Here is an 11,751-nt window from a genome sequence, read left to right as displayed (position 1 = left end):
GACCTAGCGCGGCCGCGCCAGCCCCCCGGCCAGCAACCAGATGCCGGCGCCGAGGATCGCGAGCATGGCAAAGGATAACGACAGGCTGGACGCGTGGGCGACGAAACCGATGGCCGCGGGCGCGATCAGCATGCCGCCATAGCCCAGCGTGGCCACCCCGGCCATCGCCTGGCCCGCCGGGCGATCGGGATCGGAGGCCGCGCGGCTGTAGCAGAGCGGCACGATCAGCGCGACGCCGAGCCCGGTAAAGACAAAGGCCGGCAGGCTCCAGAACGGGCCGGGCGCGATCAGCAGCCCCACGATGCCGATGGAGGCCAGCATGCCCGAGATCCGCGCCACCCGCACCGGCCCCAGCCGCGCCGTCACCCGGTCCCCGGTCAGGCGCGCGGCGACCATCGTGACGGCAAAGGCGACATAGCCCAAAGGCGCCACCCCCTCCGATGCGCCCAGGGCGTCCGACAAGAACACCGCCGACCAATCGGTCATCGCCCCCTCGATCACCGACGAACACAGCGCGAGCAACCCCACCATGAGCAGCGCGCGGGCGGGCAGGGCGAACACGGTGCCGCCGCCGCTCACGGTCGAGCTCCACGGCACGCGCGCGGCCCAAAGCGCGGCGGCCCCCGAGATCAGCGCAAAAGTCGTGAAATGGGTGCCGGGCCCCATCGACAGCGCCGCCGCCCCCGCGCCGAGCAGCGCGCCGAGACCGCCGCCGAGGCTCCACATCGCGTGGAACGAGGCCATGATCGGCCGGCCGCGCGCGCGCTCGACCTCGGCCGCCCAGACATTCATCGTGACATCCATCGCCCCGTGCCCGGCCCCGAAAACGAGCAGCGCCACCGCAAGCAGCGGCACGGTCGGGGCAAGCCCGACCAATGCCAGCCCGATCGCGTAGGCCAGCGCGATCATTCGTGTCAGCCGCGCGGCCCCGATCCGGTCCGACAGCGCGCCGGCAAGCGGAAAGGACGCGATGGCGCCGGCCGCGATGCAGAGCAGCAAGAGCCCGAGCGCCTGTTCCGACAGCTCGAACCGCGCGACGATGGCGGGAATGCGCGCGGCCCAGGCGCCCAGAAGCGCGCCGTTGAAAAAGAACATCGCGATGACGGCGATGCGCGCGCGGCTGACCTGGTCCATGGAGTATCCCTGCCGGTCCACCCGGCCCCGATGCGAAAGGGGCGCGGCCTGTGACCCGCGCCCCCCGTCTTCTCTTTCTCAAATACCCACGACGCGACGGCCCCGCGGGCGGACCGCTCAGAGCAGGGATTTGACCTTGTCGACCGTCGCCCCGGCGGTGATGCCGAATTTCTCGAACAGGGTTTCGGCCGGGGCCGAGGCGCCGAAGCCCTCCATCCCGATGAATCCCGCCTTGGCCTCGCGGCCGCGCTCGCCCAGCAGCCAGCGGTCCCAGCCGTCGCGCACCGCGGCCTCGATGCCGACGCGCACGGCGCCGGCGGGCAGGACGCGGCGGCGATAGGCCTCGTCCTGGGCGGCGAAAAGCTCGAAACAGGGGATCGAGACGACGCGGGTGCCGATGCCGTCGGCCTCGAGCGCGGCCTTCGCCTCGAGCGCGACCGACACCTCCGATCCCGAGGCGATCAGCACCGCCTGCCGCTTGCCCTCGGCCTCGGCCAGCACATAGGCGCCCTGGGCGGTAAGGTTGCGCGTCTTGTGCTCGGTGCGCACGGCAGGCAGGTTCTGGCGCGTCAGCGACAGCAGCGTCGGGCGGTCGGTCGATTGCAGCGCGATTTCCCACGCCTCGGCGGTCTCGACCGTATCCGCGGGGCGGATCACCTGCAGCTTGGGGATGGCGCGCAGCGCGGCCAGGTGCTCGACCGGCTGGTGGGTCGGGCCGTCCTCGCCCAGCCCGATGCTGTCATGGGTCATGACATAGATCACGGGCGCGCCCATCAGCGCCGAAAGCCGGATCGCGGGGCGGGCATAGTCCGAAAAGGTCATGAACGTGCCGCCATAGGGGCGCACGCCGCCATGCAGCGCCATGCCGTTCATCGCCGCGGCCATGCCGTGTTCGCGGATGCCGTAATGGACATAGCGGCCCTTGCGGTCCCTGGCCGAGAACACGCCCATGTCGCCGGTCAGCGTGTTGTTCGAGCCGGTGAGATCGGCCGAGCCGCCCAGCGTCTCGGTCATGACCGGGTTCACCACTTCGAGCACCATTTCCGACGATTTCCGCGTCGCGATCTCGGGGCGGCTTTCGGCGACCTGCTTTTTCAGCGCGCGGATCGTGCCGGCGAGCTTCTTGGGGATCTCGCCCGCGACGACGCGGTCGAACTCGCGCCGCTTGCCCGCGCCCAGCTCGTCCAGACGGTTGCTCCACTCGGCAAAAGCCGTGGCGCCGCGGCGGCCGGTCTCGCGCCACCACGACAGGATATCCTCGGGGATCTCGAAAGGCCCGTGTTCCCAGCCATAGGCGCGGCGCGTCTCGGAGAGGATCTCGTCCGAGGTCAGCGCACCGTGGCCCTTGCCGGTATCCTGCGCCGAAGAGCCCAGCGCGATATGGGTCTCGCAGGCGATCAGCGACGGCTTGCCGGATTTCTTTGCGGCCTCGATCGCGGCGTCGATGGCCTCGGGGTCGTGGCCGTCGATGCGCTGGGTATGCCAGCCCGCGGCGTCGAAGCGTTTCACCTGGTCGACCGAGTCGGTCAGATCGATCGAGCCGTCGATGGTGATGCCGTTATGGTCGAAGAACACGATGAGCTTCGACAGCTCGAGATGCCCGGCCATGGCGAGGGATTCGTGGCTGATCCCCTCCATCAGGCAACCGTCGCCGGCGAAGACGTAGGTATGATGGTCGACGACCTTGCGGCCGAACCGCGCGCGCAGCGATTCCTCGGCGATGGCGAAACCCACCGCGTTGCCGAGACCCTGGCCCAGCGGGCCGGTGGTCGTCTCGATGCCCTTGGCGTGACCATGCTCGGGGTGACCGGCGGTGATCGCGTCCCACTGGCGGAAGTTCCGCAACTGGTCGAGCGTCATGTCCTCGTAGCCGGTCAGGTAGAGCAGCGCGTAAAGCAGCATCGAGCCGTGGCCGTTCGACAGGATGAACCGGTCGCGATCGGGCCAGTCGGGATTGGCCGCGTCGAACTTGAGGTGTTTCGACCACAGGACGGTCGCGATATCGGCCATGCCCATCGGCATACCGGAATGGCCGGAATTGGCGGCGGCGACGGCATCCATCGCCAGCATTCGGATCGCCGTCGAGCGGCGCCAGTGATCGGGGTTGCGGTCGCGCAGGGCTTGAATATCCACGGGGCTCCGGTCCTCTCGCAAAGGGTTCAGGCCGGAATAGCACCCCCGATAGGGGATGCAAGCTGACCTCGCCCCGTGCGCGGCGCGGAGCCGGGTCCAGATTGGGGGCTGATCTCGGGGGGGGCATGGCGCTAACCTGTGGCGAAGGCTCCGAATCACCCAAGGGGGGAAACTGCCGGATGGAGGACATCTCCGAGTTCCAGCAACGTCTTGCCCGCGCGCTCGACCGGATCGGCGCGGGGCTCGAGCATCTGCATCCCGAGCGGCCGGCCCCCGCACCGGACCCCGCGCCCGAGCCTCCGGCCGAGGCGGCCCCCGCCGAGGCGCCCGAACCGGCCGAGCCCGCCATCGACCCGGCCGAGCTGGAGGCGCTGCGCGGCGAGGTCGAGGCCGAGCGCGAGTTCGCGGCCCAGCTTCAGGAGCGGCTGACCGCGTCGAAATCGCGCTACGAGGCCCAGATCGCCGAGCTGCGCGACGAGCTGGAACGCACGCGCAAGGTGCTGGCCGACACCGATGCGGACCGTAATCGCGTCCGTGCCGTGGCCGACGACCTGCACGAGGCCTGCGAGGCGCTGCGCCATGCCAATGCCGAAGGGGTGGGCGAGGCGCATCTCATCAATTCGGCGGTGATGACCGAGCTCGAGACCGCGCGCGCCATGCGCCGCAGCGACCGCGCCGAGCTTGATGCGATCATCGAGTTGCTCGGCCGGGCGCTGCCCGAGGCGCCCGAGAAACAGCCGGAGGATGCGGATGCCTGAGGAAACCATCGTCATCGGCGGCCGCGAATTCGCCGTCGCCTGCCAGGACGGCGAAGAGCATTTCCTCAGGTCGGCGGCGGCCATGCTGGATGCCGAGGCCAAGGTGATGCTCGATCAGTTGGGGCGGATGCCGCCCGACAGGATGCTGCTCATGGCGGGGCTTCTTCTGGCCGACAAGGCCGCGGGCATCGACGAGCAGCTTCGCGCGGCGACGGCGCGCACGGCCGAGCTCGAAGCCGAGGTGGCGCGTCTGAACGCGGCCCCCACCCCCGAGCCGCGCCGCGTCGAGGTGCCGGTCATCCCGCGCAGCCTGCTCGACGCCATGGGCGAGATGGCCGCCCGCGCCGAGGCGCTGGCCGATGAGACCGAACAGAAGCTCGCCCCGTCGGAATAGGCGGGGCGCCGGAAAGAAGTGGGGGCGCGAACGGAAAAGGGGCCGTCGCCGGCCCCTCGATCCGTTCAGCGGTGGCGCAGGCCGTTCAGCCGTTGGCCTGGCGGATCTTTTCGGCGGCGTCCTTGTCGAAGGCCACGCCCTCTTTCTCGAAGAGCTGGTCGAGCTCGCCCGACAGGGTCATCTCGGTGATGATGTCGCAACCGCCCACGAACTCGCCCTTGACATAGAGCTGGGGGATGGTCGGCCAGTCCGAGTAATCCTTGACGCCCTGGCGGATATCCTCGTCGTCGAGCACGTTCACGTCGGTATAATCGACGCCCATGTAGTTCAGCACCCCGGCCACGCGGCTGGAAAAGCCGCATTGCGGCATCGACTTGGTGCCCTTCATGAACAGGACCACGTCGCTCGCGGTCACGGTCTGCTTGATCTGGTCTTCGGCGCTCATGGTTTTCTTCCTCGTTTGTCCCTCGGCACGAAAAGACGCGCATAGGCCTGCGGGTCTTTCGGAACCGTGTATTCCCTGTAATGGCCACCGCCGGTGCCGGACTGGTAGTCCGAGACGATGACGTGAACCCCGTCGCCCGGCGCGGCACCGCGCAGCGCGCCACGCTCGGCCCGGAGCACGGCGCGCACGCGCAGCGCCAGCACTACGAGGATCGCGGCCGCCAGCGCGGCCGAGACCCCCCAGGCGGTCATTCGGGCGCCCGCGTGGTCAGCGCCAGCGCGTGCAATTCGCCCGCCGAGCCGTCCATCTTGCCTTTGAGCGCGGCATAGACGGCGCGTTGCTGCTGAACGCGGTTCTTGCCGCGGAAACTCTCGTCGATCACCTCGGCGGCATAGTGATTCCCGTCGCCGGCAAGATCGGTGATCGTCACGCGGGCATTTGGGAACTCGGCCCGGATCAGCTCCTCGATGTCTCGCGCATCCATCGCCATGGGCGGCTCCTCGTCCTTCGGTCGCACGAAAGGTAAGCCCCCCGGCGCCGCGCTGCAAGGCGAGCCGGGGGCTATTCCGACCGGTTCAGCCCACCGCCGCGGCGAAGGCCCCGCGCCACAGGGCGACGAGTTCGGACAGGGGCGCGCGTTCGTCGCCCAGAACGATCTCGTCCCCGCCGAACCGCCCGACCATGACCAGCGGAACGCCGGCGCGCCCGGCCTCGATCATGAGCGTCTCGGCCGCGTCGAAGGGCGCGGCAAGCAGGTAGCGCGCCTGGTCCTCGCCGAAAAGCTCGCCCAGCCCCGAAACCCGGTCGAGCGTCAGCCCGCACCCCGCCGCGGCGGCCATCTCGAACCCGGCCAGCGCCAGCCCGCCATCGGACAGGTCCTGCGCCGCGCGGATGAGCGGCGCCTGGTCGAGTACGAAGGCGCCGTGGCGCGCCTCGGCATCCAGATCGACGGGGGGCGGGGGGCCGTCCTCGTGGCCCAGGGCCTGCATCAGCGCCGAGCGGTCGAGATGCCCGCCCGCCGCCCCTAGCAATAGCGCGAGGTCGCCCTCCTGCGCGGGGCCGAGGATGGGGGCGGAGCCCTCGGGGATCAGCCCGACGCCGCCGATGGTGGGGGTCGGCCGGATGCCGCGTCCGTCGGTCTCGTTATAGAGCGACACGTTGCCCGACACGATGGGCATGCCCAGCGCCTTGCACGCCGCGCCGATGCCGCGCAGCGCGCCGACGAGCTGGCCCATGATCCGGGGCTTTTCGGGATTGCCGAAATTGAGGTTGTCGGTCGCGGCCAGCGGCCGCGCGCCGACGGCGACCAAGTTGCGGAACGCCTCGGCCACGGCCTGCGCGCCGCCCGTTTCGGGATGCGCCTCGACATAGCGGGGCGTCACGTCCGAGGTGAAGGCGAGCATCTTGTCCGTGCCGTGCACCCGCACGATGCCCGCCCCGAGTCCCGGCGTGCGGATCGTGTCGGCCATCACCTGCGTGTCGTATTGTTCGTAGACCCAGTGCTTCGACGCGTGATCGGGGCGCCCGATGAGCGCGCGCAGACCGTCCATGGGGGCGATCCGGGGCAGGTCGGTCGCCGGGTCGGGCAGCGGGGTATCCTCGAACGGGCGGTCGTATTCGGGCGCCGAGCCCGCCAGCGTCGAGAGCGGCAGATCGGCCATGACCGCGCCGCGATGCATCACGATGAACCGGTCCTCGGGGATCGTCTCGCCGACGATGGCGAAGTCGAGATCCCACTTGTCGAACACGGCGCGGGCCGCGGCCTCGCAGGCGGGGTCGAGCACCATGAGCATGCGCTCCTGGCTTTCGGAGAGCATCATCTCGTAGGCCGTCATCGCCGTCTCGCGCACGGGCACCGCGTCGAGATCGAGCCGGACGCCAAGGCCGCCCTTGTCGCCCATCTCGACGGCCGAGCAGGTCAGACCGGCCGCGCCCATGTCCTGGATGGCGATGACGGCGCCGGTCTCCATCAGTTCGAGACAGGCCTCCATCAGGCGCTTTTCGGTGAAGGGATCGCCGACCTGGACCGTGGGGCGCTTGTCCTCGATGGTGTCGTCGAACTCGGCCGAGGCCATGGTGGCCCCGCCGACCCCGTCGCGGCCGGTGCGCGCGCCGAGATAGACGACCGGACGCCCGACGCCCGAGGCGGCCGAGTAGAAGATGCGGTCGGCGCGCGCGATCCCGGCGGCAAAGGCGTTCACCAGGCAATTGCCGTCATAGGAGGGGTCGAACCGCACCTCTCCGCCGACGGTCGGCACGCCGAAGGCGTTGGCATAGCCGCCGATACCCTCGACCACGCCATGCACGAGCCGCCGTGTCCGGGGGTGGTCGGGCCGCCCGAAGCTGAGCGCGTTCATGGCCGCGACGGGCCGCGCGCCCATGGTGAACACATCGCGCAGGATGCCGCCCATGCCGGTCGCGGCCCCCTGGTAGGGCTCGATATAGGAGGGGTGGTTATGGCTCTCCATCTTGAAAACGACCGCGTCGCCATCGCCGATATCGACCACGCCCGCGTTCTCGCCCGGCCCGCAGATGACCTGCGGCCCGTCCGTGGGCAGGGTTCTGAGCCATTTCTTGGACGACTTGTAGGAACAGTGCTCGTTCCACATCGCCGAGAAGATCCCGAGCTCGGTAAAGGTCGGCTCGCGGCCGATGATCCCGAGGATACGCTCGTATTCGTCGGGCTTGAGCCCGTGGGCTGCGACGAGATCGGGGGTGATGGCGGGCTCGGAAGGCTGGGCCATGGGGATTTCATCGGCCTTTCAGGAAAATTGCGTCTTCATTTCCGGGGGGGCTCGGCCGGTGTCAAGGCGGCATTAATCTTTCGCGCGCAGGATCGGAGTTGCGGAAAGGCATCCCGAACGCGGGTGCCGGGCTTTTCCGTTCGCGTCGCCACAGATTCACCAAGATTGAGCGATCTGGTCCCGTCGTTCAGTACCCGGAGCAACCGAGATGAGCCATTCTTCCTTTCCCCTCGACGACAATGTGCTGCCTGCCTCGTCGCATCTGCGGCGGCGGTCGCGGCTGGGCGCGTTTCTCGACGCGCAATCCAGGGCCCTGCGCGCGCTGATCGGGATCGGCGGCGGGACCGCCGGCGCGCGTCCCCCGCGCTCGGCCGGGGAGCGTTGGGGCGGAACCTATCTGCCGGTCGACGACCGGCCCCGCTGAGCGCGGGTTCCCACGCCGCCCGGGCATAAAAAAAGGCCGGGCCCAAGGCCCGGCCAGTCCAACAGGGAGGTAAAGACACGCGACCTGGTCGCCATGCCTTCGACGCCCAGATATGGGCCGGGTCGACGCTTCACAAGACGGATCGCAAACGCCCTGATGCAACCCCGCCATGACCGCCGGGCATAGCTCGGTCAGCCTTCGGCGAGTTTCGCGGTCAGCGCCAGTTCCTCGAGCACGAAATCGCGGAAGGCCATGATCCGCTGCGAGTTCCTGAGCTCTTCGGGATAGGCGAGATAGACCGGGATGCGCGACGATTCGACATCCGGCAGGACGCGCACCATCTCGGGAAAATCGACCACGAGGTAATTCGGCAGAACGCCGATGCCGAGCCCGGTCAGAACGCCTTGGAGGACGCCGAAATAGTTGTTCACCGTCAGCGTCGAGGGGATGCCCACCGACAGCAGGCTCTCGATCAGCGTCTCGCCGGCCGAGACCTGGTGCGTCGTGATGTGCTGCGAGATCAGGCGATGGGTCGAAAGATCTTCGACGGTCTGTGGCACGCCGCGCTCTTCGAGGTATTTCGGCATCGCGTAGAGCCGCATCCACACGGTGTTGAGCCGCTTGCGGATCAGGTCCGCCTGGCTCGGTTCCTTCATGCGGATGGCCACGTCGGCCTCGCGCATCGGCAGGTCGAGCACGCGTTCCTCGAGCATGAGGTCGATCTTGAGGTCGGGATACCGCTCGTAGAGCTTGGGCAGGCGCGGCACCAGCCATAGCGTGCCAAAGCCGGTGGTCGTGGTCACGCGCAGCTCGCCGAACACCTCTTCGCGGCTGTCGCGGATGCGCGCCGCCGCCGTCTCGAGCCGGCGCGACATGGCCGAGGCGGCATCGTGCAAAAGCTCGCCCTGTTCGGTCAGGATCAGCCCGCGCGCATGGCGGTGAAACAGCGTGGTATCGAGCGATTCCTCGAGCGCGCGGATCTGGCGCGACACCGCCGACTGGCTGAGATGCAGCGTCTCGCCGGCCGCCGTCAGGCTGCCCGCATCGGCCACCGCGCGGAAAATCCTCAGCTTGTCCCAATCCATCTCGTGCTCGCTTTTCATCCTGACCCTTCGTCAGGGTTTATGTCGTTTCACATGCCAAGATGGGAAGAAATCGCACGTTTCCATCGCCCCAGACAGATCGTTTCGCGAAATCTTGCCGAAAGGCGATGCGGCCCCCATGAAAACAAGGGCAAGGCGGCATCCGATCGCGGGGGCGCGGGCCGCGCTTTGCATGGACTTTGCGCCTTTCAGCGCCTAATGGCTCGGTCCGGGGCCGCCCGGATATGTTGCCGGTGGGCCGCGCGTCGCAAAGCGGGACCGGAGACACACATATGACGGTGGGGATTTTCGACAGCGGGCTCGGCGGGTTGACCGTGCTGGACGCGGTGGCCACGCGGCTGCCCGATGTGCCGTTCGTCTATTTCGCCGACAACGCGAACGCGCCCTATGGCGTGCGCACCGCCGACGATATCTACAGGCTGACGACGGCCTCGGTCGCGCGGCTCTTCGACGAGGGGTGCGACCTGGTCGTGCTGGCCTGCAACACCGCCTCGGCCGCCGCGCTGCGCCGGATGCAGGAGACCTGGGTGCCGCGCGACAAGCGGGTGCTGGGCGTCTTCGTTCCGCTGATCGAGGCATTGACCGAACGCAACTGGGGCGACAATTCGCCCCCGCGCGAGGTCGGGCTGAAGCATGTCGCGCTGTTCGCGACCCCCGCCACGGTGTCGAGCCGGGCCTTCCAGCGCGAGCTGGCTTTCCGCGCCATCGGGGTCGATGTCGAGACGCAGGCCTGCGGCGGGGTGGTCGACGCCATCGAGGAGGGCGATTTGATCCTCGCCGAGGCCCTGGTGCGCAGCCATGTCGACGCGCTCAAGCGCAAGATGCCGCATCCCCAGGCGGCCGTGCTGGGCTGTACGCATTATCCGCTGGTCGAGGATATCTTTCGCGACGCGCTGGGCGACGGGGTCGAGGTCTATTCCCAACCGCAGCTCGTCGCCGAAAGCCTCGCCGATTACCTCGAGCGCCATCCCGACATGGCAGGCGGCGGCGAGACGCGGTTCCTGACGACGGGCGACCCCAAGCGGGTGTCGAGCCGCGCGACCCAGTTCCTGCGCCGGCAGGTGACATTCCAGAAGGCCCCCGAGGCCTGAGCGCCCGGATCGACGGAGATCGCATGATGAGAAACGTCGCCATTCTCGGGGCCTCGGGCTATACCGGGGCCGAGCTTGTCCGGCTGATCGCGGGCCATCGGGGCCTGCGCATCGCCGCGCTGTCGGCCGACCGCAAGGCGGGCATGCGGATGGGCGAGGTCTTTCCCCACCTGCGCCATCTCGACCTGCCGCCGCTCGTCCGGATCGACGAGATCGACATGGGCGCCATCGACCTCGTGTTCTGCGCGCTGCCGCATGCGACCAGCCAGGCGGTGATCGCGTCGCTGCCGCGCGACATGAAGATCGTCGATCTTTCGGCCGATTTCCGTCTGCGCGACGCGGCCGAATACCGGCGCTGGTACGGCCAGCCGCATGCCGCGCCCGAGCTTCAGGCCGAGGCGGTGTACGGGCTGACCGAGTTCTACCGCGACGAGATCCGCGCAGCGCGGCTGGTGGCGGGCACGGGCTGCAACGCGGCCACGGGGCAATACGCGCTGCGGCCGCTGATCGCCGCCGGGCTGATCGATCTGGACGAGATCGTGATGGATCTCAAATGCGGCGTGTCTGGCGCGGGGCGGTCCCTCAAGGAGAATCTGCTGCATGCCGAGCTGTCGGAGGGCTGGCATCCCTATGCCGTGGGCGGCATCCATCGTCATCTTGGCGAGTTCGACCAGGAGTTCTCGGCACTGGCTGGGCGTCCGGTCGAGGTCCAGTTCACCCCGCATCTCGTTCCGGGCAATCGCGGCATCCTCGCGACCTGCTATGTCCGCGGCGCGGCGGGCGACATCCATGCCGCGCTGGCCGGGGCTTATGCCGACGAGCCATTCGTCCTGACCCTGCCCATGGGCGAGGTGCCGTCGACCCGGCATGTGCGGGGGTCGAACTATTGCCATCTCGGCGTCGTCGAGGATCGGCGCGCGGGCCGCGCCATCGTGGTCGCGGCGCTCGACAATTTGACCAAGGGATCCTCGGGACAGGCCTTGCAGAACGCCAACCTGATGCTCAGTTTAGAAGAAACCGAGGGTCTGACGATGGCCCCGCTTTTCCCGTGAGGCGCCGATGAAGGGTCTGAAAAAGAAACGTCGCATCCAGGTGCTGCTTGTCGCGGCGATCGCGCTGGCGGGCTCGACTGCTCTTGTCGGATACGCGATGCGCGACGGGATCAACTTTTTCCGCACGCCGAGCCAGGTGTCCGAACTGCCGCCCGCCCCCGACGAGGTGTTCCGCATCGGCGGTCTCGTCGAAGAGGGGACGCTGGCCCGCGGCCAGGGCGAAACGATCCGCTTCAAGGTGACGGATGGCGCGGCCTCGGTCCCGGTCAGCTATGCCGGTGTCCTGCCCGACCTGTTCGGCGAGGGCGAGGGCATGGTCGGCACGGGCCGGTTCGTCGACGGGGAGTTCCGGGCGACCGAGATCCTCGCCAAGCACGATGAAAGCTACATGCCCAAGGAAGTGGTCGACGCGCTGAAGGAACAGGGCGTTTACCAGGAACCGGACGCCGAGTTGGCCACGAATTAACGCGCCC

13 protein-coding genes are annotated in these 11,751 nt (G+C 68.7%); 6 read left to right on the top strand and 7 right to left on the bottom strand.

The genetic code is table 11. The features are described from left to right. Nucleotides 1-3: 3 nt before the first annotated feature. Complete coding sequence (locus E2L08_RS01310) at nt 4-1,134, bottom strand: MFS transporter (protein ID WP_240757883.1); 1,131 nt, start codon at nt 1,132-1,134, stop codon at nt 4-6. A 117-nt stretch (nt 1,135-1,251) separates the two neighbouring features. Then, nucleotides 1,252-3,267 (bottom strand): transketolase, encoded by a 2,016-nt coding sequence (tkt, locus tag E2L08_RS01305; protein WP_133395235.1) that lies wholly within the window; start codon nt 3,265-3,267, stop codon nt 1,252-1,254. Nucleotides 3,268-3,446: 179 nt separating this feature from the next. On the opposite strand from tkt, the gene E2L08_RS01300 reads away from it, so the two are divergent. Together E2L08_RS01300 and E2L08_RS01295 are read left to right on the top strand one after the other, a co-directional pair. Then, the gene (locus E2L08_RS01300) at nt 3,447-4,025 is read left to right on the top strand and encodes a hypothetical protein (RefSeq protein WP_133395234.1); all 579 of its coding nucleotides are present in this window, start codon (nt 3,447-3,449) and stop codon (nt 4,023-4,025) included. Next, nucleotides 4,018-4,419 (top strand): cell division protein ZapA, encoded by a 402-nt coding sequence (locus E2L08_RS01295; protein WP_133395233.1) that lies wholly within the window; start codon nt 4,018-4,020, stop codon nt 4,417-4,419. Before E2L08_RS01300 ends, E2L08_RS01295 begins: the two co-directional genes overlap by 8 nt. Before the next feature lie 85 nt (nt 4,420-4,504). Here the strand turns inward: E2L08_RS01295 and grxD are convergent, their stop codons facing one another. From grxD to purL, 4 genes are all read right to left on the bottom strand, one after another. Then, nucleotides 4,505-4,864 (bottom strand): Grx4 family monothiol glutaredoxin, encoded by a 360-nt coding sequence (gene grxD, locus E2L08_RS01290; RefSeq protein WP_133395232.1) that lies wholly within the window; start codon nt 4,862-4,864, stop codon nt 4,505-4,507. Continuing rightward, nucleotides 4,861-5,115, bottom strand: a complete 255-nt coding sequence (locus E2L08_RS01285; protein WP_133395231.1) for a hypothetical protein — start codon at nt 5,113-5,115, stop codon at nt 4,861-4,863. Before E2L08_RS01285 ends, grxD begins: the two co-directional genes overlap by 4 nt. Further along, nucleotides 5,112-5,354: a BolA/IbaG family iron-sulfur metabolism protein gene (locus E2L08_RS01280; RefSeq protein WP_133395230.1), complete on the bottom strand. Its 243-nt coding sequence runs from the start codon at nt 5,352-5,354 to the stop codon at nt 5,112-5,114. The genes E2L08_RS01285 and E2L08_RS01280 overlap by 4 nt, the downstream gene beginning before the upstream one ends. Before the next feature lie 85 nt (nt 5,355-5,439). Beyond that, nucleotides 5,440-7,608 (bottom strand): phosphoribosylformylglycinamidine synthase subunit PurL, encoded by a 2,169-nt coding sequence (gene purL, locus E2L08_RS01275; RefSeq protein WP_133395229.1) that lies wholly within the window; start codon nt 7,606-7,608, stop codon nt 5,440-5,442. A gap of 208 nt (nt 7,609-7,816) precedes the next feature. On the opposite strand from purL, the gene E2L08_RS01270 reads away from it, so the two are divergent. After that, nucleotides 7,817-8,032: a hypothetical protein gene (locus E2L08_RS01270; protein WP_133395228.1), complete on the top strand. Its 216-nt coding sequence runs from the start codon at nt 7,817-7,819 to the stop codon at nt 8,030-8,032. 191 nt (nt 8,033-8,223) lie between these two features. Here E2L08_RS01270 and E2L08_RS01265 read toward each other — a convergent pair whose 3' ends face one another. Next, nucleotides 8,224-9,117 (bottom strand): LysR family transcriptional regulator, encoded by an 894-nt coding sequence (locus tag E2L08_RS01265; RefSeq protein ID WP_133395434.1) that lies wholly within the window; start codon nt 9,115-9,117, stop codon nt 8,224-8,226. A 290-nt stretch (nt 9,118-9,407) separates the two neighbouring features. Here E2L08_RS01265 and E2L08_RS01260 point away from each other — a divergent pair, with 290 nt between their 5' ends. From E2L08_RS01260 to ccmE, 3 genes are read left to right on the top strand one after another with little or no spacing between them, the layout of a single operon-like run. Then, complete coding sequence (locus E2L08_RS01260; RefSeq protein ID WP_133395227.1) at nt 9,408-10,226, top strand: glutamate racemase; 819 nt, start codon at nt 9,408-9,410, stop codon at nt 10,224-10,226. A 23-nt stretch (nt 10,227-10,249) separates the two neighbouring features. Further along, on the top strand, nt 10,250-11,278 hold the full coding sequence (argC, locus tag E2L08_RS01255) for an N-acetyl-gamma-glutamyl-phosphate reductase (protein WP_133395226.1): 1,029 nt from the start codon (nt 10,250-10,252) through the stop codon (nt 11,276-11,278). A 7-nt stretch (nt 11,279-11,285) separates the two neighbouring features. Continuing rightward, nucleotides 11,286-11,744, top strand: coding sequence for a cytochrome c maturation protein CcmE (ccmE, locus tag E2L08_RS01250; RefSeq protein ID WP_133395225.1), 459 nt, complete (start codon nt 11,286-11,288; stop codon nt 11,742-11,744). Nucleotides 11,745-11,751: the final 7 nt, after the last annotated feature.

Source organism: Palleronia sediminis (assembly GCF_004358695.1).
Taxonomy (GTDB): domain Bacteria; phylum Pseudomonadota; class Alphaproteobacteria; order Rhodobacterales; family Rhodobacteraceae; genus Palleronia; species Palleronia sediminis.
The sequence above is the reverse complement of the archived record's forward strand: the minus strand, read 5'-3'. Positions and strand labels throughout refer to the sequence as shown.